Source organism: Zarconia sp. (genome assembly GCF_057467645.1).
In genome coordinates, this window is record NZ_JBRJXU010000040.1 from 1 (window position 1) to 21,755 (window position 21,755).

General features: G+C 47.0%; 18 protein-coding genes. 11 read left to right on the plus strand and 7 right to left on the minus strand.

Going from position 1 to position 21,755, the window contains the following annotated elements; translation table 11 throughout:
• The 5 genes from AC2215_RS05740 to AC2215_RS05760 all read right to left on the minus strand — a co-directional run.
• A partial coding sequence (locus tag AC2215_RS05740) for a GUN4 domain-containing protein (protein ID WP_486809005.1) occupies nt 1–1,828 on the minus strand: 1,828 nt, incomplete at its 3' end.
• Between the two features lie 19 nt (nt 1,829–1,847).
• Nucleotides 1,848–2,225, minus strand: coding sequence for a Pepco domain-containing protein (locus AC2215_RS05745; protein ID WP_486809006.1), 378 nt, complete (start codon nt 2,223–2,225; stop codon nt 1,848–1,850).
• Between the two features lie 103 nt (nt 2,226–2,328).
• On the minus strand, nt 2,329–2,463 hold the full coding sequence (locus tag AC2215_RS05750) for a hypothetical protein (RefSeq protein ID WP_486809007.1): 135 nt from the start codon (nt 2,461–2,463) through the stop codon (nt 2,329–2,331).
• A gap of 533 nt (nt 2,464–2,996) precedes the next feature.
• Nucleotides 2,997–3,128: a hypothetical protein gene (locus tag AC2215_RS05755; RefSeq protein WP_486809008.1), complete on the minus strand. Its 132-nt coding sequence runs from the start codon at nt 3,126–3,128 to the stop codon at nt 2,997–2,999.
• 51 nt (nt 3,129–3,179) lie between these two features.
• Entirely contained in the window at nt 3,180–3,971 is a 792-nt protein-coding gene (locus AC2215_RS05760) for a DUF928 domain-containing protein (RefSeq protein WP_486809009.1), read from the minus strand.
• 393 nt (nt 3,972–4,364) lie between these two features.
• On the opposite strand from AC2215_RS05760, the gene AC2215_RS05765 reads away from it, so the two are divergent.
• The gene (locus AC2215_RS05765; protein WP_486809010.1) at nt 4,365–5,546 is read left to right on the plus strand and encodes an ABC transporter permease; all 1,182 of its coding nucleotides are present in this window, start codon (nt 4,365–4,367) and stop codon (nt 5,544–5,546) included.
• Nucleotides 5,547–5,712: 166 nt separating this feature from the next.
• Nucleotides 5,713–7,785, plus strand: coding sequence for a TolC family protein (locus AC2215_RS05770; protein ID WP_486809011.1), 2,073 nt, complete (start codon nt 5,713–5,715; stop codon nt 7,783–7,785).
• 413 nt (nt 7,786–8,198) lie between these two features.
• Here AC2215_RS05770 and AC2215_RS05775 read toward each other — a convergent pair whose 3' ends face one another.
• Entirely contained in the window at nt 8,199–8,480 is a 282-nt protein-coding gene (locus AC2215_RS05775; protein WP_486809012.1) for a DUF6464 family protein, read from the minus strand.
• Between the two features lie 308 nt (nt 8,481–8,788).
• On the opposite strand from AC2215_RS05775, the gene AC2215_RS05780 reads away from it, so the two are divergent.
• Nucleotides 8,789–10,024 (plus strand): response regulator, encoded by a 1,236-nt coding sequence (locus AC2215_RS05780; RefSeq protein ID WP_486809013.1) that lies wholly within the window; start codon nt 8,789–8,791, stop codon nt 10,022–10,024.
• Between the two features lie 122 nt (nt 10,025–10,146).
• Here AC2215_RS05780 and AC2215_RS05785 read toward each other — a convergent pair whose 3' ends face one another.
• Complete coding sequence (locus AC2215_RS05785) at nt 10,147–10,665, minus strand: protein-tyrosine phosphatase family protein (RefSeq protein ID WP_486809014.1); 519 nt, start codon at nt 10,663–10,665, stop codon at nt 10,147–10,149.
• A gap of 759 nt (nt 10,666–11,424) precedes the next feature.
• Between AC2215_RS05785 and AC2215_RS05790 the strand changes: the two genes are divergently transcribed.
• The 8 genes from AC2215_RS05790 (at nt 11,425) to AC2215_RS05825 (ending at nt 21,692) form a co-directional block, all read left to right on the plus strand.
• Nucleotides 11,425–13,608: a GumC family protein gene (locus AC2215_RS05790; RefSeq protein ID WP_486809015.1), complete on the plus strand. Its 2,184-nt coding sequence runs from the start codon at nt 11,425–11,427 to the stop codon at nt 13,606–13,608.
• Nucleotides 13,609–13,848: 240 nt separating this feature from the next.
• Nucleotides 13,849–14,679 (plus strand): ABC transporter permease, encoded by an 831-nt coding sequence (locus tag AC2215_RS05795; RefSeq protein WP_486809016.1) that lies wholly within the window; start codon nt 13,849–13,851, stop codon nt 14,677–14,679.
• A 90-nt stretch (nt 14,680–14,769) separates the two neighbouring features.
• On the plus strand, nt 14,770–16,083 hold the full coding sequence (locus AC2215_RS05800) for an ABC transporter ATP-binding protein (protein WP_486809017.1): 1,314 nt from the start codon (nt 14,770–14,772) through the stop codon (nt 16,081–16,083).
• Between the two features lie 3 nt (nt 16,084–16,086).
• Nucleotides 16,087–17,067, plus strand: coding sequence for a sulfotransferase family protein (locus AC2215_RS05805; protein WP_486809018.1), 981 nt, complete (start codon nt 16,087–16,089; stop codon nt 17,065–17,067).
• A gap of 236 nt (nt 17,068–17,303) precedes the next feature.
• Nucleotides 17,304–18,335, plus strand: a complete 1,032-nt coding sequence (locus AC2215_RS05810) for a glycosyltransferase family 2 protein (RefSeq protein ID WP_486809019.1) — start codon at nt 17,304–17,306, stop codon at nt 18,333–18,335.
• A complete protein-coding gene (locus AC2215_RS05815; RefSeq protein ID WP_486809020.1) occupies nt 18,332–19,543 on the plus strand; it encodes a glycosyltransferase family 4 protein in 1,212 nt (403 codons plus the stop codon). The genes AC2215_RS05810 and AC2215_RS05815 overlap by 4 nt, the downstream gene beginning before the upstream one ends.
• Nucleotides 19,544–20,059: 516 nt before the next feature.
• On the plus strand, nt 20,060–20,908 hold the full coding sequence (locus AC2215_RS05820; RefSeq protein WP_486809021.1) for a glycosyltransferase: 849 nt from the start codon (nt 20,060–20,062) through the stop codon (nt 20,906–20,908).
• 16 nt (nt 20,909–20,924) lie between these two features.
• The gene (locus AC2215_RS05825) at nt 20,925–21,692 is read left to right on the plus strand and encodes a HEAT repeat domain-containing protein (RefSeq protein ID WP_486809022.1); all 768 of its coding nucleotides are present in this window, start codon (nt 20,925–20,927) and stop codon (nt 21,690–21,692) included.
• Nucleotides 21,693–21,755: the final 63 nt, after the last annotated feature.

Sequence of the window (21,755 nt, forward strand, 5' to 3'; positions counted from 1 at the left end):
AGTCTTCCTCCGTAGATGGTTCTTCGATGATTGGCGGCTCTGAATCTGAGGGAGGCTCGGTGTTTGAGTCTTCCTCCGTAGATGGTTCTTCGATGATTGGCGGCTCTAAATCTGAAGGAGACTCGGTGTTTGAGTCTTCTCCTGAAGAATCAATAGGGGGTTGGGTTTCGATGTTCTCAGATGTTGGGTTCGAGTTGCAAGTTTCAAAACGAGATAGGAGTGCCACCACAGATCCTCGATGAATATCCCCATGACTATCTTGAATTCTCGGGAGATGACCCTCTCGAGAGCGGATTAAGCTAAAGGTCAGTTTATCGTTAGACAACAATTTTTCTCCGACTCGCCAGCCGACAAGCTCGCTAAAATCATTCCAGTCTTCTGTATTGTCCCAACCTCGATAAATATCGTTCTGAATGCTAAAGCCAAAGTGACGATCGCTGTTGTCAAGCCAAAGTTGGTTAATTTTGTTGAGTTTCGAGCAGGAGAATTTAGTAATTTCGTCGATCGAAAGACTCTCGTCACCATTGGCATCGCCAATCTGAAGCATCAGTTCAGTGGTCGTCCAGTGAGCCTCTTTCCATCGTTTCTCTGTGAGGAGGTGTTCGAGTTCGGTTTCATCGATCTTCTCCGGCACTGGTGGATTTGGAATCGGTTCGTTTTCTCCTTCTCCTGTTACTGTGCCATTTTCTACGAATGGAGGTTGGGGTGTGTTGTTGTAATGTGAGATCGCGGCTAGAATGCCGATGGTTGCCAGAAGACCGATCGCAGCTAAACTCAACCACTTCAACTTCCGAACGTTCGATCGAGAAGACCCAATTTTAGAAATTCCCGTTTCCCCCCCAGAAGAAGAAGCCGATTTTTGACCTTTGCTCCCAGCGAACTGGTTTCGAGGCGGCTGGAATAATTTTGACTGTCCCCAGGACTTCCGCACGATCCGTTTATATGCTGTTAATGCTTCGGGATCGGCAGGAGAAATGGCTAAAACCCGAATCGTCAATGCCTCGGCGGTATTGAGTTCTCCATCAACTTCTGCGGTGAGGGCTTCTTTTTTGAGGCGATCGATATCCCCGAGGGTTGCCTGCCGGGGCAATAAAATCAGATGGTACTTGTTTGCCGGTTCGGCAATAGCATAGGGGGTTTGCCGAGGCTTGCGAAACCGCTGATTGATTTCGGCAACGCGGTATTGCAAGCGCTGGTACAATCGTTCGACAGTGGCACAGTTTCCTTCTCCTTGAATCCGCAATGCCTCCAACAGCGCGTAGGTAAACGCACCTTGTCCGATTTCATCAATCTCGTAAGACCGCTCTGCCGGACTGCACGAGGCAATGGCGATCGCCCCTTTCTGATTTTCCGGTCCAATTCCCAACCCTTTCGAGCTTTGTTCGTCCCGGCAGGCATCCAGCAGCAGCACGACATTATCTGCCCCGCAACGCCGCAATCGTTCTGTCACCCAATTGAGGGAAATTGCCGTTTCTTCTACGCCGTCGGGATGGGGATCGGCATCGGAGGGCATGAGATAATCGCGATCGGCATGGCGCAATCCGTGACCGCTAAAGAAAAACCAAAAGTTATCCCCAGCAGACATAAATGGCGTGTTAAACCGGGTTCGGAGAAATCGCCTCAATCGGTTGCCAATCGGTTGAGAGGAAAAGGGTTTTCCAGTATCGTGAATGGGTGGCGAGTTATCGGTAAACAAGTACACTTTCTCAAATCCCGCTTCCGCCAGAAAGTAATCTCGCATCAGTTCCGCATCCCGCTGTGCGTACTTGAGTTCTGGCAGGTTATCGTACTGGTTTACGCCAATACAAATTGCCCAGTTTTTTCCCATGACTTACGCTTCCCATCGTTTACGGTTCTTTGCGCTTGAACTTCAGTTCGATCGCACCCTTACCGCCTATTTTTCCGCCCGTTCCCAACAAATTCACCTCTCCCTGACCGTTGATTTCTACCGAGAGTTTGAGTTCGTCGAGTTGCATCTTTTTCGATCGAGATGCTTCGGCGCGATCGAAGGCTTCTTCTACCACCGCTAAAAACTCCGTCAGATTGGCTTTCAAATCTTTGGCACTAACGCGAGTGCGCAACTTCAAAGCATCCGGCTGACGCTCGTTATATTCGTCGCGATCGTAATCCGCGCCGATATCTTCGATTCCTTTGCTACCGGTTCCCCCCAAGTTGGAGGTTTCCTCGCTAATAATCCAAATCCCTTTGGGTGTTTCAGTTGACATAGCCTACCGACTCTTGTAGAGAAAAGTTTCTGAAAATTTGCGATCGACAATGGCGAAGCAGTTTCAGCCCTTAGATCGCACTGAAATCCGCCAATTCTAAGATTCAATCCACCACTTGGAAGCTTATTTCCGAACGTATTGCCGTACCTAAATTTGAGAGATCGTATACGAGAGAACCGATCGCCCAAAATGCCTGGAATCTCGTTGAGGCGATCGTTACCTTCCAAGTTGTATTCACGGGACTTACGCAAGTACGCTAAATAGGGCTTGCTGTGATGGGTTACACCAACACATCCTACAGATCGAGTTTCTGCGTCAGTCCTAATTCAATACCCTACGGGCCAATACCTATGATTCCCATTACGAATGTCAGCACTCAGAATCCGTAATGTTTCGCTTTTTTCACAGAGGAGTTACACCAATTCAGGTTCAAATTTGTGTCGCGAGAGTAATTTCCCTGAGAATATACCCTTTTTATTGAGAACGAGCGAGATTTTGGCAACGAAATTGCAAGGGTTTTATCCCTGTGGTACGATAAATTTTATCGAAACAAGGGCGAAGCTATATCAACTTACCGTACGCTTATCTTTTGTGATGGTAAATTATCGATCGCTCTAAGCTGAAAAAATGAAGTAATGGGAAACGTCACGATCTCGGTGATGGGGTCGGTCATGGGTGTGAGGGAATTGGCAAGCGCGATCGCCCGCGAAACACAGAGTCTTGAGTACTTTGGGACTTTGGCGACTCCTCTGCCACACAGCGATCTAAAGTCTAATTTGCACTAGCCATGAGTGATTCCACATCCGGTAGCAACTCTATCGTGCGATCGGGCAGCGTCGGCATCTGACATTCATAGATCTCTCCAGAAATCCAAAATAAAATCAATTTAGATACCGAATTCATACATTTTTTATCCCTTTCCCCCTTAACCCTTAACCCTTTTCCTCCAGATGTCTAATATTCCCCAGAAGCCGATTCATCGTTGCGTACGGTTTGTTGTCCCGACTCGAGAGTGCAGCAGGGCACGAGCGGCTCTAAGCGGAGGTCTTCCAAACGCACCACGGGATGTTGCAACACCTCCGTCCATTCCGCCGCCAGTGTTGCATCTTCGGGATTTGCCCGGTAGAGTTCCCCCAGTTCGGTGAGCATATCGTGCCACAGACCGTTTTTCCCGTAGATTTCAATCCGTTCTCGGGGGGTGGCATTTTCTAGTTCGGACTCGAGTCCCATCGAAAGTGGTTCCCGAATCGTCACGCCACTAATAAAAGAGATGTTTTCGGAGTTGGGGGTAGCAAAATGAAACATCCAACGATACCAGGTCCCAATTTCCAGGGATGGGGCGGTTTCGGGCAGACGAAAGCTGACGATACCCGGTCCGTCGGTCATATTAAATTTTGTTTGGTAGAGAATTTCATCGGTCTCGTCATCGAGAAGATCGAATTCCACAGAACCCAAATTACAGGGGACGTACAGCCAAAATGTGGGGCGTTCTTCGAGGGTTAAACCAACATTTGTATCTGGGACTAATGCCAAAAATCGAATCGCAGACAGTCGGCAAGACGTGCCGCGACTCCCCGCATCTTGTCGGTTTCCCGGAGCGCCCACCGTCGGCGGGTTAAAGCGCGCGAGTTCCACCTCGGTCTGCGGTAGCGAGCTGCGGGCAGGTCCCCCCATCCCTCCCAGGGTGATTCCCGCGATCGTCAATGCAAGAGATACGTTCCAATATCGCCATCTGGTCCAAAGCATATTCTTAATCGGTTCCGTCAATCTGCGCAAATTTAATGATACAAAATCCATTCGATCGCATTTCTTGTGAGGCACTTAATATACGATCGAGCCATCAATTTGGTTTTTCGGGCGATCGATTCTGAGCGATCGCCTAGATGCACGTATAGCAACCGCGCCTTGCGGTTAGGACAACGCCGGACAATTGTGTAATGAACCCGCGGTCTTTCCCCCGAGAGCTAGCGTTGCCCCCTTCGCCCCCTTCGCCCACAGTCACTGGTGTCCTAACGACAGTGGCGACTGCTATATATTAGATGAGGGAAAGACAACGAACCCTAGAAAATAGACAGATAAACAATTGGCAGATCGTTATTTCCCTTTCCCCGTCTTCTTTTTCCCGCTTTCAACACAATTATGGGACTCCAGATCCCGGACTTATTTAAACTGACCTATGTTTCCTTGCGGGGCAATCCCCTGCGATCGAGTCTGACCACCCTCGGGGTGTTTATGGGGGTCGCGGCTGTGAGTGCCACTCTGCAAGTGAGTAACATCAGTCAAGCAATTATCGCCCGACAACTCGCCGAACGAGAAGCTCCCCACATCCGCGTCAGACCCGACTGGCGACAAGGCAACTACCAACCCTTCGAGCTAGAAGACTTGACCTACCTGCAAAATCGGTTGAGCGGGGCAAAAGCTGTGAGTACGACACGGTGGATGCGACCCAGTCCGGCGATTTTTCAAGATCGAGAAGCTCAACCGGAAATGTACGGTGTTTCCCAAGATTATTTTGACACGTCCGGCCGAGTGATGGTGGCGGGGCGATCGTTTACTCCAGCGGATTTCGCCAACTATCGCTCGGTGGTTATCATCGATAAAACCCTAGCCGAGGAACTTTTCGGCAAAGATCGCCCCATCGATCGGCGTATCTACGTTGGAGGACGGCCCTATGTTGTCGTGGGGGTGATGGCGGCCAAACTGCGAGATGCCGCAGAAGAAGATCCCCAAGGAATACTAGTGATGCCCCTATCGGTTCATAATGCGTTAACAGGCAGCCGATTTTTGCGGGGGATTCTGATTCGTCCCAACAGCATCAGCGATATCGAGACCCTCGAACAGCGGTTGCTGCAACTTCTCGAACAGCGTTACCCCAATCGCTCTTTTCGCACCTCCAATAACATCCTCGATATCCTCGAACAACAGAAAACCCTTAACGTGGTGGGGCGATCGCTCCTGGCAGTGGGAGGCGTGGCGTTGCTTGTCGGTGGTGTGGGGATTGCCAATATCACCATTGCTTCGGTGATGGAACGCACCAAAGAAATCGGCTTGCGACTGGCAATCGGGGCACAAGCCAAGGATATTCTCCTCCAATTCGTGCTGGAGGCGATGTTACTGAGTTTACTCGGCGGAACCCTTGCCATTGGCAGCGTTCACGGTTTGACGGTTGTGGTCAGTCGGCAATTTGAGTTACCCTACGAATTCGATGGAAAAAGTGCGGCATTTGCCCTGAGTTCGGCATTGCTGGTGGGCATTGGGGCGGGGTTTTTCCCGGCGTTGCGGGCAAGCCAGCTCGATCCGGTGGCTGCATTGCGATCGTAAGAAAACGTCAGTTTTGAATAAGACTGTTTCGGGTGGGGGTGGGATGTAGGGTGTGGGGTGCGATTCTTTAGGTAAAATCGATCGATGTCACTCGACGTATTCAGCATTTATTGGTGTTTCTGCCTTGAGTCACGAGCCTCTTGAGAATCAAACATCTTCCTCGAAAATGAATTCTCGCCCGATCGGGAAAGTGATGGGACTCGCCGTAGCTTTTGGCGTTGCCAGTTCCTTGGTTTGGGGATTGAGATTTAACCCCCAAGTTCGCGCAGATTCGAGTGTGGTATCGGCGAAAAATTTGCCCGATCGATTTTTTCCGAATCTATCGCCCGATCGCCTTTCTCCATCTCCATCGACCCCAGAATCAACTAGCGATCGCCGATTGGAAGAGTTGCCACCCAATTTGCCTCAACCACCCGAACCGAATGCCAGAATATTACCCTCGGTAGCAACGCCTTCTAACTCGGCTTCAAAGAATCTAGTCGTTGATTTACAACGGGAGCAAGATACTCTACAAGGCGAGCAAGATGTTTGTGCTACGCACACGTTGCGCGAACGCACTGGTTATTCTCACAAACCTGACGGTTGCGATCGTGCTGTTGCCTCTTCTCAAATCTCCGAATCCGAGAATTCTACCGAACGTCAAAACTTACCGATCGATAACGAAATTCTAATTTCCGAACGTGAGATTCTCAATCTAGCCCGCGAAAATTTGAATCGAGAACAAAATGAAGAGAAGAATGCGATCGCTTTAGCTGAACGTAGGGAATCGGAAACCCTTGAAGAGCAAAGGGAGGAAAGCGAGGACATCCAAGAATCCGAACCCTTAGAAATTCTCGATCGACCTGAAGAATTAGAAACCATCGAAACTAACGAACCGGCGCTAGAACTTACCCTAGCCGATACTGTTATTTTAGCCTTACAAAACAATCGAGACATTAAAAATGCCTATCTCGATCGCATTCTCGATCGACAAGATTTAGCCGTTGCCGAAGATCGATTCAATCCCGATTTTACACCGGAACTTTCCGTGGAAATCGATCGAGATTTCTCTGGGGAAAACCGAACCCATGGCGAAGCGATCCGAATTGGCGGGGGGATTAATTGGCGGGTTCCGAGTGGTGGAACCTTTAGCGTTAACCTGCAAGGGGTTGGCAACGCCCGCAGGCAGTCGGGGGGTTTACGGAGCGATCGCAACTCCGTGGATGGTAACTTTTCCCTCACATTTCGACAACCCTTTCTTCGCAACTTCGGCACCGATGTCAACCGCGCCCCGATTGAAATTGCCCGCTTAGTTGAAGCATCCAATCTTTGGGATTTGAAGTCAACCCTCATCGATACGATTACCAATGCGATTCAGAGTTACCGAGAGTTACTCCAAGCCCAACAACAACTCAATATCGAAGAACGCGCTCTAGAAAGTGCCAAAGAACAGCTTGAAAGAACCCAGGCGTTAATCGAAGCCGGTAGAACCGCCCGAGTCGAACGAGTGCCTAACGAAACGGCGATCGCCAATCGAGAAGTGAGCGTTCTCAACGCTCAAAATCGCCTCCAATCTCAGCAACTTTCTTTGATTGAAGTTTTGGATATCGATCGAACATTCATTCCCGTGGCCATTGAAGTACCCCAATCCGATCGATTAGAAGAAATTTCCTTTGAGGAAGAGGCGTTACTGCAAGTTGCTTTAGCCCAGAATCCATCCTACCAGCAAACGTTACTTCAGCTCGATCGAGAGCAGTTGCAATTATTAATCGCCGAAAACGATCGCCTGTGGAACTTGGATGTAGAAACCAGTTTGACTGGAGATTTGAGCAGCGAATTGAGCGATCGAACCGACTTTCGAGCAGGAGTCGTCTTCAGTCGAGAATTTGGCAATCTCAGCCGCGAACAAGCCGTCGAGCGCAGTCAAATCCAGATTCAACAGCTCGAAAATGATATCGAAGAAGCCCGAGAAAGTCTCGCCATTGATGTCAGAAATGCCATTCGAGACGTGCGGGATAATTTTCGCCAAGTCCAACTCGCCCGCCGCGCCCGAGAACTTTCAGAACAACAACTGGCAAACGAACAGCGCCGCCTCGAACTGGGACGGGGTAGCATTATCGAGGTGGTTCGATTTGAAGATGCTTTGGTTCGGGCGGAAAATGGAGAACTTAACGCAACGATTAGCTATCTCAATTCTCTGACTTTTCTCGAACAAACGATCGGGATTACCTTAGAAGAATGGGGCGTTACGATTGAGTAAGTAATAAGTAATAACGCCATGTGCAACTTGTTTATCCAAAACCTGACCCCACGGGGAATGGGGAATGGGGGATTTTTCGACTCGCTCACCATATGGCTTGGCTTAAAGTTGCACACCGCGTTAATAAGTAATATCAAGTTCGGATAATTACTTACAATAAAGAATCGCTTGTGCCTAAATTCAGGCGAATTTTAATGAGAAGTATTTAAGCGAACCTGATGTAATATAGCGCTTCTCATACTCATGAGGTACGGAAGATCCCCCTAAATCCTCCTTCATCAGGGGGAAGCCAGAGGAAGCTGCACTATTCGTTAATTCAAGACTTTTCCGAGTTCCCCCCCTGATGAAGGGGGGTTAGGGGGGATCTCAATTTCCACCGCAGTCTTTCTCCCCCAGCTTCCCCAGCTTCGATCCTAGCGGCTGCTGTAGTGCCGACAATCCTGACAGGGACCTTGGGGATTAATCGCACAGCGCAGATAGGGAGATCGAGCGTTAAACTCGCAGGTGCGATCGCCGATGATGCGAGTGTGGACGATTCTGGGGGGAGTTGACAAGAGAATGCCGGTGGCGGTGGCATCTCGGGCAGCAATCAGTCGATCGCGTGCCCGATCGCGTAACTTCCGAACGTACCAGCCCGAAAACATGGCGGGGGCTAAACCCACCGCGAAAATTAGCAGGATTTCAACGGTTGCCATTTAGTCTGCAGTTGATTTTTTTCACGATAGCGCATCCTTTTGGGAAGAGCCACCGCCAACGCAAACAAACGCAAACATAAATATACACGAGCATCAACACGAAGACTTTAGCGTAAAGAATAAGTCAAGAAAAATCAGTCAATCGATTGGCAAGATTTCAATAATCCGGAACTCGGGAACTCAACTCGCCCGAGGTGCTACAGACTCCGAGCACCGATCGATACATCGAACGAGGGAACCTTTGAATCCGAAGGAAGACCCAGCATTTATTTCGGGATTTATTAGAACGGTTTTTGGGAGATATGACGATGACATTCAATCTAAAAAAGGTAAGCCGTAAAAGCTTTATTTATAAGTTAACGATTTTGGGAGAACATAAATTTACCGGGCGTTTAACCATCAGAACCCTATCGGGCGTGGAATGGACGCTGTATCTATGTATCGGTCGTTTGATTTGGGTGACTGGTGGCAATCATGTTGCCCGACAGCTTTATCGACACCTCTATCGAGATAAACTCAAGCTCGATCTCGATGCGCTGCTTCGAGGCCCCAACTTCCAACCGGAGAACAGCAATTTTGAATATGGTTGGGATTATCACGCGATCTATATGTTGATGGAGAAGAAAAAAATTAGCATCGATCGAGCTAAAGAAATCCTCGAAAAAATTATTGTCGAAAATTTATTCGATATCATGCAGCATGAATTTCGAGAAATGCTGATTTATGAAGAGTTTAATTCCGATCTCGATCGCTCGACAATTAACTTCATTAAAATCTTTAATATTAAACCACTCCTTTTGAATGCGATCGAGAATTGGAAACAGTGGCAAAAACTAAAATTAAATAGTATCTTTCTCGATTCAGCACCAATTTTAAAACACTCAGACAAACTCAAAGAGAAAACCAATCCACAGACTTACCAGCATATGGTAAGATTGATGAATGGCAAAAGAACCTTCCGAGATGTTGCCAACTTAATTAAGAAAAACGAAATTAAAGTCGTTAAACATTTAATTCCTTTGGTGGAAACGGGCATCATTCAATTGGTAGAATTGCCGGATTTTCCCCATCCCGGACACAAAGCTCGAGCTTCTGAAAATGCGATCGCCGATCGAGCTAAAAAACGAATTGCTTGCGTAGACGATAGCCTGCAAGTTTACAATCTGATGAGGGGAATTATCCAAGAAGCCGGTTACGAGTTTATCGGTTTACGCGATCCGGTTCGCGCGTTAGGCGTTTTAATCGATCGCCAGCCAGATTTAATCTTTCTCGACTTAGTCATGCCGGTGATTAACGGTTACGAACTGTGCCGCCAAATTCGCCGAGTTTCGAGCCTCAAAAACGTGCCGATCGTTATTTTAACCAGTGGGAGAATTGATGGTTTTCGCTCCAAAATGGCGGGGGCTTCCGATTGTACGAAAAAGCCGATCGAAACGTCAAAAATATTAAGTGCGATCGACAAATATTTATCGCCAGATAACGCCCTCCGAGGGATGGAGAAACCTCCCGCCGCCACGCATTCGATCGATACGATAGCAGTCTAAATGCACCTCCCATTGCCCCAAACGCTTCAGAAGACGCGCGCCTCTACTGAAATCGGTGAAAACCGATTTCAGCAAGGCGAGTCGTAGACTCAAGAATCCCCATGCCTTTAACCTGGGGAGTGTCAATTGGCGATAAACTGCTCTAGTACTTGTAGTTGTTCGGCGGTCGGACAAGTGCGAGGGTGAACGGATTTTACCCATTCGAGGGCTTCCCAGAGATTTTGCTGGTTGTAGCGACACAAATAGGCAATGCAAACCGTCGGAGAGCGCTCCATACCCGCAAAACAGTGAACGTAGATAGGCTTTTGGTTTTGCAAGCTTTGATGGACGATTTCCACGGCAGCCGCCAGTTGTACCGGAGTGAGTTTTTCTCGGTAATGTCGATCGGGTAGAACGTAGCGCCAGGTTTGAAAACTTGCTTTGATAGCGGGTAGCATCTCCCCTTCCGATTCATCGCACAGTGCCAGCACCGCTTCAATGCCGGCATTTTTCAACTGTGCGGCCCGTCCCACTCGCGGCAGTCCTCCCACCGCCAATTTTCCCGGAATTACCCAACTAATGGCATCACTTCCTGGCCGATCGCATTGCCGTCGTCTGCGTCCCAAACGTCGCATCAATTCTTCGTACAGTTGTCGCACCATCTTTTAATAAGTAATAAGTAACGCCATGTTCAACTTGTTTATCCAAAACCTAACCGCACGGGGGAATGGGGAATGGGGAATGGGGAATGGGGGATTTTTCGACTCGCTCACCATATGGCGCGCGCAAAAAGAGCGCACATCGCGTAAGTAATAAGTGATAAGGGACTTGCAAAAAAATAAGGTACCCGCTTCACAAATACGTGCAGTAGGGGTCAAGAGCCCTTGACCCTTACGATGGGTACGTTATTTTCCCGCACATCCCTAAGTCGTATCGGTGAAGCCTGAATCAAACGGAACGTGCGCCTCTTAATTCATCAAGAAAAAATTGAGACCTCATTCGTTTATTGAATCTGAAGATTTTCAGTACCCGTCAAACTTATTACTTATTACTTGTAAACGCACTTCCCATTATCAATTGTCCATTGTCCATTGACTCCAGACGTTGCTTCTGCGTAAAAGTTGCCTTCTCGATCGATCCCAGCATCGATGCGTAATTATCCCCGATACCCCACGAAATCGATTCCGAGAAAACCCGGAACTATTTGCAGCCCGAGGGGTCTATGGCAACGGAGAGGCACGGAAACTTACGTAAATTCCCGTAACTTGCGTTGTCAATTCCGGTGGGTCTGCCATAACATATCAGTAACATTTCCGAGGAGACGGTTTGGGAGCATTCTCCCACCCAGGCAAAACCCACCCAGGCGAAAAACCGGGCGATGATGCTACTGCACCATCGCGCGCGATCTGCGAGTCAAGGTGATGAGCAACGAATCTACCCTCCTCAATGGAGTTGGGGTGCCAGTCGAAGATACGGATTTCTCGCTGTCGGAGCTAGGGCAGACCTTGCGCCGGCAATGGAAACCTTCGCTCCTCGTGGCGGTGGGCGCATTTGCGTGGCTCGTGTTTTCGACGATGCGGCAAACGCCTCAATACAAGTCCCAAACGCTGATATTACTGGCTAACGAGAAAGCGACACCCACGATTCTCGGGTTGGAGGCGGCCGAGGTTGGCGTCAAAGATTTATCGACGGAAATTCAGATTTTACGCAGTCAGGCGTTAATCGAGAGCGCGATCGCCCGATCGGATGCTATCGATTTGAGCGGGGCGCAAATCGTCGAAAGTTTATCCATCGGGCAAGCGGGGGAAGCGGACGTACTCATCGTTTCCTACACCGACCCCGATCCCCAACGGGCGAAGACGGTGTTGGATGTTCTGGGGGCCACCTATGTCGACTACAGCCTGGAACGGCAGCTCTCTCAAGCCACCAATGCCATTACTTTCATTCGCGAACAACTCCCCGCCGCGATCGCCGAACTCGACGAAGCCGCCCTGGAAATTCGCGAGTTCCGCCAGCGTCACGGCATTGTCGATCCCGATGCCTATGCGGTGTCTGCGAGCAACTACAAGCAATCCCTCGAACAACAAGCGCGGGACGTGGAAGTGAACCTCAGCCGCATCCAGCGCCAGTACGGGGAACTGCGCCGCCAATTGAACCGGGCCGGTCAAAATCCAGATACGGCACTGCCCTACACGATTCTCAGCCAAGATCGAGACTATCTCGATTTAGCTGCCCGATTGCGGGAAATCGAAGCCCAGTACGCCCTAGAGCGCACTCGCCTGCACGATACCCATCCGACGGTGGAAGATTTGCGGTTTCAACGCGATGAGCTGCGGGGGCTGTTGCAAGGGCGAATGGGGCAGGTGTTGGGTCGCGCGCCATCACCTAAAGATATCAAGCAAGCCTCGCGGGTGGAAGATATTCAACGGGGTTTGACCGAACAACTGTTGGAAGTGGAAGCGGAACTCGCGGCCGGCAAAAGCCAGTTGACTGCCATTCGAGAGTTGGAAGCCGAAGTCGCTTTCAATTTTCAGCAAATCCCCCAACTCCAGCAAACCTATGCCGAACTGCAACGTCAGTTAGCCTTGAAATCGGAATCGGTCGATCGCTTTTTATCCCAGTTACAGGAATTGGAGATTGCCGAGGCTCAAGAAATTGCCCCCTGGCAGGTATTGGAACCGGCCTATTTACCCAGCGAACCGATTTCGCCCGATGTGAAGCGCGGATTGATGATGGGGGCGATCGTCGGCGGATTGCTAGGGGTGGGAGTGGCGATCGTCTTAGAACGGCTCGATCGCCGCGTCAAACAAATCGAGCAGGTCAAACAACTCACCCGCTTGCCATTGCTTGGCATCATTCCCAGAGTGAAACATCCCCACGAACGAGACGGCGCGTTTGTCGAAGCACTCCGTTCCGTGGCGATGAACTTGCGCTACCTAGTGCGCGAAACCGGCGCGATGAAGGTATTGGCCTTCACCTCAGCCACCCCCGCAGAAGGAAAAACGACGCTGACTTACGGATTGGGGGTGGTGATGGCCGGGTTGGGGATGCGGGTGCTGGTGGTGGATGGGGATTTGCGCAAGCCGACACTGCACAAACTAGCCCAACAAGCCAATGCGACGGGGTTGAGTACGGCGATCGCCACCGAACGACCTTGGGAGGAATTGGTCAGATCTGGGGAAATCGAAAATCTCGACATCCTCACCGCCGGTCCGAGACCCCCCAATCCCGTGGCGCTGTTGAATTCCAGCAAAATGCTGACCCTGGTGGGGCAATGGCGGCAGGCCTACGATTACGTTCTCCTGGATACGCCGCCGGTGGGGTTGCTGGCGGATATGCAGAGTTTGAGCGATCGCATCGATAGCGCGATTTTCGTGGTGGGGATGGAAAAAGTGACTCAGGGGGCGATCGAACGGGCGATGGAAATCTTGCGGGGATGCCGGATGGCAGGGGCGATCGCCAATTTGGTCGATCGAGGCCATGGGGATTACGGCTATGGGAGAGATTACGGGGACTACGCTCTTTCTGAGTTCAATGGAGGCGATCGGGTTGGGGAAAATAACGGACAAGTGGAGAAACTTTTAGATATTTTTCGTCGTCGCTGAGGGGGATTATAGCAGTTGCAATCTGGGTGAGGACACACGCGATCGCGAGTAGGAGAACCTGTAGGGGCACAAGCATTTGGGCAATAAATTCTGGGTAACGCGAAACTTAAGATATCCAAATGTTTGGCCCTCCTCTGGGGATGCTAGCGGTTACTATAAATTTTGAAAAAAAGATAAATCTTGCCAGAAATTTTGATTCGATAAACGTCAATCGTCCGCGCTATTTTTCGGAGAACAGTGGTGTCATCTCACGCTCAAAAACTGATTATTGAAGCCGGTCGGACCGAAAGCCAGTATTGGAAAGATTTATGGCACTATCGAGAGCTATTTTATTTCCTAGCTTGGCGCGATATTCTCGTTCGATACAAACAAACGGTTATTGGTATTGCTTGGGCGCTGCTGCGACCGTTTTTAAGCATGGTAGTGCTAACAATCGTCTTTGGAAAAATCGCCAAACTGCCCTCAGAAGGGGCACCCTACCCGATTTTAGTGTTTGCGGCGATGCTGCCGTGGCAGTTTTTTGCCAACTCTTTATCAAGCTGTAGTACCAGTCTCATTACGAACACGAATTTAATCGCTAAAGTCTATTTTCCGCGACTCATTATTCCCTCCAGTGCAGTGGTGGTGAGTTTCGTTGATTTTCTCGTTTCGGGCATGATTTTACTGGGGTTAATGGCATGGTATAACTTTATTCCCGGTTGGCGCATTGTGACGTTACCGTTTTTTATTGCGATCGCCTTTGCTGCGGCGATTGGCGGGGGATTGTGGCTGGCATCCCTGAACGTTAAATATCGCGATTTTCGCTATATCGTGCCGTTTATCGTCCAATTTGGCTTGTATATTTCTCCGGTGGGTTTTAGTAGCAGTGTCGTGCCGGAACAATGGCGATTTTTGTATTCTCTAAATCCCATGGTGAGCGCGATCGATGGTTTTCGCTGGGCAATTATTGGCGGCGAAGCGACATTATATTTACCGGGATTTATCCTATCTCTGGCTCTCGTTTCTACGTTACTCGCGAGTGGGATTTGGTACTTTCGAAAAGTGGAGCGAACCTTTGCCGATATTATTTAACTCTGAAACCATCGATTTATCCCTTTTGTTCTAGTTTATCGGCTTCCGTTTAATCTTCGAGCCAACCCTTAAAAAAATCCTGCTAAATTCATGTCTGATACAGTGATTCAGGTCGAAAATCTCGGTAAAAAATATACGATCGCCCATCAGAGACAAGAGCGATATGCGACATTTCGAGATGCGATCGTTCAAGGGGTGAAGTCAGTTAGTCATCTTGTAAAACCCCGTAAAACTAAGGATTTACGTTCAACTCGCGAAGAATTTTGGGCGTTAAAAGATGTATCGTTTGAGGTCAAAGAAGGCGACAGAGTTGGAATTATCGGTCGAAACGGAGCGGGAAAATCGACACTTTTAAAAATATTAAGCCGCATCACCGATCCCAGCCGAGGACGCATTACTATCAATGGTCGAGTGGCAAGTTTATTAGAAGTAGGAACGGGATTTCATCCCGAATTAACCGGTCGAGAAAATATTTTTCTCAATGGTGCAATTTTAGGGATGAGTAAAGTTGAAATCAAACGCAAGTTCGATGAGATTGTGGCGTTTGCTGAAGTCGAAAAGTTTTTAGACACTCCTGTTAAACGCTATTCATCCGGGATGTACGTACGTCTGGCGTTTGCTGTGGCCGCACATTTAGAGCCGGAAGTTTTAGTGGTGGATGAAGTTCTGGCAGTTGGGGATATGGCGTTTCAAAAAAAATGCTTGGGAAAAATGGAGGATGTCGGAAAAGAAGGACGCACGGTATTATTTGTCAGCCATAATATGAGTGCGATTGAAAAACTCTGCGATCGAGCCATTCTTTTCAATTCGGGTCATCTGTTATTAGATGATTCGACTCAGAACTGTGTTTTTCAGTATTTAAATTTAGGCAGTCAAGAGTTAGAGACTCATTTAGCCTATTCAGTTAAACGCAACTTATTACAATCTGTTAGAAGTGGCATTACGATTCAAAATATTGAAATTTTATCAGAACTCGAATCCCCCAAGAAAGTTATTCATACGGGTGATTTCTTAACGATTAGAATCACCTACAGTACTGAAGAACATTTTTTACAGTCTTCGATCGCATTTATGGTGAGTTTAAAAAGTTACACCGGTCAAGAAATTTTTCGATTGAGCACGCTTCCCATTAGTGGTTTTGAAATTGATAAACTCGAACCTCAAGGCTATATCGATCTCACAATCCCTCAACTCCCAGTGACCGCTGGCAGTTATCGTTTTGACATTGCAGTCACCAAACCGAATATTGAATTTCTATTTAAACTTGAAAGTGTTGTTTCTTTAGAAGTGAGTTCTAAAGATATCTATGGAAGTGGAGTGTCTTTAGATCAAAGTAGTGGTTTTTTAGTCTTACCTCACAGTTGGTCTCACTCTCCAAGTCCCAAAGCTAGCAAATTGAGATAAATCATGCACTCTCCAATTGATGATATCGGGAAAAAATTAATTTTTTTAATTTCTCAGCCTCGTGCCGGTTCGACGCTGACTCAACGCATTCTGGGCAATCATCCAGAAATTCATACCGTCTCGGAACCTTGGCTGATGCTGCATCCTCTTTATGGTCTACGAAAAGAGGGGTATGACGCAGAGTATAACGCGCGTTGGTGCCATTCCGCCTTGGTTAACTTTATCAAAGAAGTTCCAGGAGGAGAAGACACTTATTTCCAAGCAATTCGTCAAGCTTATACATCTTTATATGCATCGGCATTAAGCAGCTCCGGAAAAAATTATTTTCTCGATAAAACACCTCGCTACTATCACATTCTTACCGAATTGTATCGAACGTTTCCCCACGCTAACTTTATTATCTTACTGAGAAATCCGTTATCGGTCTTATGCTCGATTTATCGCACTTGGATTCAGGATAAGTGGGAACGTCTGTATCTATACAAGCACGATTTACTGCAAGCTCCCCATTTACTCATTAATGGAATTAAACATTTACAAAATAAAGCATTCGTTTTGCATTACGAACAAATTCTGGAGAATCCAGAACGAGAGTTTAAGAGAATATACCAACAGCTCGGTCTAAATTTCGATCGAGAAACGATTAACTACGATAATTCGAAAAAATGGGAATTTGGAGATCGGGATATGGTCTATCGTTACACTCAGCCAAATCCGCAAAATTTAGATCGCTGGATTCAGTATTTAAAACATCCTCAAGTCTGGCGTTTAGTGAATGAATATTTACAGTATTTAGGAAAAGATATTATCGAAACGATGGGTTACACTTGGGAAGATTTAAATCGCACGATCGAGTTCAATCGCCCGTCTCGAATCAAATCCTGGAAAACATTACCTTTAGAGTTTTTCCTGCGAGAACCTCACGAACGCAACAAAATTGAATACGAATCCCTGTTATTTAAATTCTCAAATATTTTTAAATAAGCCTATACCATGCCTAAATATATAGATTTTTTTTGTTTTTGTTATATATATAGGAATTTTCAGTAGACGGAGGTACACCCAAATTCTATTTCCAATTCCCTATTCCCCATTCCCTGTTTCCTAAAACCAGAAACTCTGGACCTCATGAGTATGAAAACTGCTATATATTGATGATTTTTTTCTTGAAGTGAGAATTAGGTTGCTCTGACAAATTTGAATAGTCTCGGATTGAGAAAATGCAAACCGTTCGAAATTTGCCGACTCTACAAATGCTACCACCTCCTCCACTCGGAAAGGAGGGGTGGCCTTGGACGCCAGAAACATTACCCATCTCCGAGAAAGATTCCAAGAATTCAGAATCTCCAAAAATTAGTATTGTTACTCCCAGTTTTAATCAGGGTGAGTTTATCGAGGAAACCATTCGATCTATTTTATTACAGGGTTATCCCAATTTAGAATATATTATTATCGACGGTGGCAGTAGCGATAATTCTCTGGAAATTATTCGCAAGTACGAACCGTGGATATCTTATTGGATTAGCGAACCCGATCGCGGACAATCTCACGGGATTAATAAAGGGTTTGAAAAATCCACGGGTACCATTTTAGCTTGGCTCAATTCCGACGATTTACTCAAACCCAACGCACTACATTTTGTCGCGAAAAATTTACGAGATTTCTCAACTCCAACTTGGCTTGTGGGTGGGACGGAAATTATTGATGCGTCCAGTCAATTTTTGGATACTCGGTTTGTGGCGGATATTTCTAGAAAAACGCTGATTTCCTGGTTAGCGAACTGGTTTCCCCAACAATCAACCTTTTGGAATCGATCGATGTGGGAACGGGTGCGTCCCCTAGATGAAAAACTACACTACACCATGGATTTGGATTTGTGGTTATCCACGATCGAGCAGGCAAACCCCATTTATTGCGATCGCTTACTTTCTTGCTACCGATATCAACCAGCCGCCAAAACTCAAGGGGATGCAGATGTCGTGTGGCAAGAAACATTGCAGGTTTTTAAAAACTATTTGCGCTCGTCAAATCTTGACGTGACTCAAAAACGAGAAATTGCTCGTGCAATCTCACAAGAAGCATTAGTTTATGCGAATCGAAGTTCAGTCAGCAGGCAAATTTTTCACTACTTATTATCGGCGATCGAGCATCATCCATCAACTCTCTTGACCCAAAAATTTATTTATGCGATCGCCAAACTTGTGTTAGGTCGAAATAACTATCAATTCTTGAGCAAACTCCTGAAGCCATGACCTCAGTAAAACCGGTTAATGTCACCTATTTAACCCACATTCAAGAATTTGGAGGTTGCGAACATCATTTACTCCAACTGATAGAATCACTTGACTCTCAAGAATTTAACAAAAATATAATTTTTATTACAGATACTTACTTTTCCCATAACACTGAGCCGTTTTTCGAGTATGTCGCTCGACTCCAACAGGCAAAAATTATCGATCGAGCCATTCATATTCAAATTCATAAAGGCTTAAGAGATATTCGCAAGATTTGGGAACTGACCAAAGCGATATCGAAACAAAATAGTATCCTTCATGTTTATAAAGGTTCGATCGATTCTGGCAATATTCCAATTGTCATTGCTCTGGCTTTAAATAAGATTGTCATTCAGACGATTCAAAATAAACCCGCAAAACCCGATCCGCAATATTTTATAAAATCTCAAATCCTGCGTCCGTATTGTTTGAGAACGCCAAAACTCGCGATCGCTGTCTCAAATTCCGTTCGCCAAGATTGTATTGACCACTATCAAACTCCCGCCGATCGGATTAAAACAATCCAGAATGGAATTCACTTAACCAATTTTAAAACTATCGATATAGACCGAGAAGAAAAAAAGAGAAAAATCGAACGGGAGTACAACATTAATCTCAGCGATAAAACGATTTTCTTGAATGTGGCTAGACTTTCCGAACAGAAAGGTCATATTTTCCTATTCGAGGCTTTACTTAAGATTTCTAAACAACATCGATCGCTTTTAAAATACGCTATTTTTTTACTCGTCGGTAATGGTCCTTTAGAAAAAAAATTAAAACAAACTATCAAAGAATATCAACTCGAAGATAATGTTGTTTTTTTAGGATTTCGACAAGATATCAATGAATTACTCGCCTGTGCGGATGCGTTCTTACTCTCAAGTCTTTATGAAGGTTTACCGCTAACCATCGTTGAAGCTATGGCAATGGCAAAACCCGTACTGGCAACTGCAGTCGATGGCGTTTCAGAGATTGTATCTGATGGAGAGACGGGTTTATTATCTCCACCTCGAAATGCTGAGGAGTTAGCGAATACAATCCTTCGTTTTATGAATTTATCGAGACCAGACCGAATTAAGATGGGTCGAAAGGGTCAAGAGGTGGCAATGAATCAATTTAACTTAGAACATCAAGTTCGCGAAATCGAAAACATATATCAAAAACTTTGGCGGCAATATTTTGAATAATGGGGAGTTTATTAAATGATTTATCTCGTCGTTCAAAATTTTCATTATCACTCTAAAATTATCAATGGTGGTTCTCAAAGTGCTAGAAACTTAATTTTAGGCTTAAAGAATTTTTCGTTAGATTTAATAATAATTAGCTGGAGATGGAAGACCGATTTTCAAGTTTTTGATTTCTCGAGTTCGATTAAAGTTGATACCTGTGAATTTGGAAAATATATTTCGATCGAACTCCCAGCCATTCAAACTTGGAAAGATAGAAATATAATTGCGTTATTTCAAAAAATCTTAAGTCAACTCCCCACTCAAACTGGAATTTTTCACCTGCTTGAGGTTAAAGAATCTCTAGGATGTTGGTTAGAAGCATTAGCATCAACCGAGTTTAAAGTCGTCGTCACCGCACTCGACTACGCATGGCTTTGTGCCAACTCTCACCTCCTCACGAGAACCTCACAACGCTGTCAAGGACCACAAGATGAAGTCTCTTGCTTGCAATGCCATTACAATCATCGAGATGTGATGAAAAAAGTTGCGCTCAAACTTTTCCTGGCATCCACATATTTTCCATCAGAATTAAAAAAAATATATCCCGAAAATATCTCTGAAATTATAGAGAAAACTTCTCGGAAGCGGCGAATTACTGAAACGCGACTGACAAATTTAAGACCAGATTTTCAACAAATTGATGCCCTCATTGCACCATCACAAAGTCTCAAACACTTTTTTGCCAGAAATGGCTTACCGGTCGATAAAATCTTTCACGTTCCCTATGGGACGCAACCGGGAACTCAAATTCGGAGATCGGATCGACCCTCAGATGGAATTGTGTTTGGCTTTGTCGGCAAACTCACCTTCGATAAAGGATTAGATATCTTAATTGAGGCATTATCTCAAGTGCGATCGCAAACCGAGCGAAATGTCTTTTTAATCGTCTATGCTGGCAACGATCGGTCTGGATTTGGCAAACAAATGACGCGCAAAATTAACGCCCTTCCTTGGGTTAGCCAACGACAGTTTAACGGACGCGATACTCGATCGATTGATGACGCACATCGACAGATTCATTTTCAAGTTGCCCCCAGTCGGTGGACGGATAATTTACCCAATGCCGTCCTCGAAGGGATCGAACGCCAGACCCCCATCATTGCACCGAAGTACGGGAGTTTTTTAGAAATGGTGGAAGAGGGGGTCAATGGTTGGTTGTATCCGGAAAATACCGTTGGCGAACTCAAACTATTGCTCGATCGAATTGCGAGCAACCCAGATCGTTTTGCGCGCCTGCCCTTTGACAATTCTAAAACGCGACTCCCCCAAGCAGAAGCCGAAGATCTCCGGCAAATCTACCAGCAACTCCTGCCATCTTCGTGAGTCTATGAAAGTGCCCATGACCAGACGCGGATTTCAATCTCTCGAAATTTTCCGGTACACTAGGCGCACGGAACCCGATCTGCTGATTTTTCTTCCTAGCCTGCTTCAAGCACATGACAGCGATGGAGGATTCGGGTTCTGGAGCCGAACCCAGCGCGATCGTAATGAGGAAGATTTTGTGATGACCATCGACGAGCTATTCCAACAACTCAAACACCCCAACCCCAACCTCAGAAGTCGGGCGATGCGAGAGATTGCCGACTGTCGCGACGAAAATACCATCGGGCGGCTGATGGGGGTGTTGGATGAGGAAGATGTGGTCTATCGGCGCGCTGCGGTGAAAACCCTCGGCGTTATCGGTGCCGATGCCGTTGCCCCCGTCGCCCAGTTGTTGCAAGAGAGCGAGAATCCCACAGTGCGCGCCAGTTGTGCCAAGGCGCTGGCTCAGGTGGCGGTCAACTATTTCGACGATCCCATGCCAGAAGAAGGCTTAGCGGGATTAGAAGCTGCCCTCAACGATGACAATCCCGTAGTTTATATCGCCTCCGCAATGGCATTAGGGGAAATGGGCGCTCCGGCATCCCCCATCCTCGCACAGACTCTGAAAACCACCGATAACATCGCTCTGGCGGTCGCGATCGTCAACGCGCTGGCTTCTGTCGGGGGTGACGAAGCATCAGAAGTGCTGACAGCTTTGGCCAACGATGAATCCATCGATACTTACATTCGCGAATCCGCAACCAGCGCCCTATCCCGATTGGAGTTTGTCGGGCGAGGGCGCTGACGATTCAAGGGCGAAGAGGGCGAAGGGGGACAATAGACAATGGCTCAGTCGCGACGCTCTTCC

What these genes read in the sequence shown, in the direction of transcription:
- AC2215_RS05790 (WP_486809015.1), top strand. Translation starts at nt 11,425, where the DNA reads ATGAGCAACGAATCTACCCTCCTCAATGGAGTTGGGGTGCCAGTCGAA.
- AC2215_RS05825 (WP_486809022.1), top strand. Translation starts at nt 20,925, where the DNA reads ATGACCAGACGCGGATTTCAATCTCTCGAAATTTTCCGGTACACTAGG.
- AC2215_RS05780 (WP_486809013.1), top strand. Translation starts at nt 8,789, where the DNA reads ATGACATTCAATCTAAAAAAGGTAAGCCGTAAAAGCTTTATTTATAAG.
- AC2215_RS05800 (WP_486809017.1), top strand. Translation starts at nt 14,770, where the DNA reads ATGTCTGATACAGTGATTCAGGTCGAAAATCTCGGTAAAAAATATACG.
- AC2215_RS05815 (WP_486809020.1), top strand. Translation starts at nt 18,332, where the DNA reads ATGACCTCAGTAAAACCGGTTAATGTCACCTATTTAACCCACATTCAA.
- AC2215_RS05785 (WP_486809014.1), bottom strand. Translation starts at nt 10,665, where the DNA reads ATGGTGCGACAACTGTACGAAGAATTGATGCGACGTTTGGGACGCAGA.
- AC2215_RS05820 (WP_486809021.1), top strand. Translation starts at nt 20,060, where the DNA reads ATGAAAAAAGTTGCGCTCAAACTTTTCCTGGCATCCACATATTTTCCA.
- AC2215_RS05745 (WP_486809006.1), bottom strand. Translation starts at nt 2,225, where the DNA reads ATGTCAACTGAAACACCCAAAGGGATTTGGATTATTAGCGAGGAAACC.
- AC2215_RS05765 (WP_486809010.1), top strand. Translation starts at nt 4,365, where the DNA reads ATGGGACTCCAGATCCCGGACTTATTTAAACTGACCTATGTTTCCTTG.
- AC2215_RS05805 (WP_486809018.1), top strand. Translation starts at nt 16,087, where the DNA reads ATGCACTCTCCAATTGATGATATCGGGAAAAAATTAATTTTTTTAATT.
- AC2215_RS05770 (WP_486809011.1), top strand. Translation starts at nt 5,713, where the DNA reads ATGAATTCTCGCCCGATCGGGAAAGTGATGGGACTCGCCGTAGCTTTT.
- AC2215_RS05810 (WP_486809019.1), top strand. Translation starts at nt 17,304, where the DNA reads ATGCAAACCGTTCGAAATTTGCCGACTCTACAAATGCTACCACCTCCT.
- AC2215_RS05755 (WP_486809008.1), bottom strand. Translation starts at nt 3,128, where the DNA reads ATGAATTCGGTATCTAAATTGATTTTATTTTGGATTTCTGGAGAGATC.
- AC2215_RS05760 (WP_486809009.1), bottom strand. Translation starts at nt 3,971, where the DNA reads ATGCTTTGGACCAGATGGCGATATTGGAACGTATCTCTTGCATTGACG.
- AC2215_RS05775 (WP_486809012.1), bottom strand. Translation starts at nt 8,480, where the DNA reads ATGGCAACCGTTGAAATCCTGCTAATTTTCGCGGTGGGTTTAGCCCCC.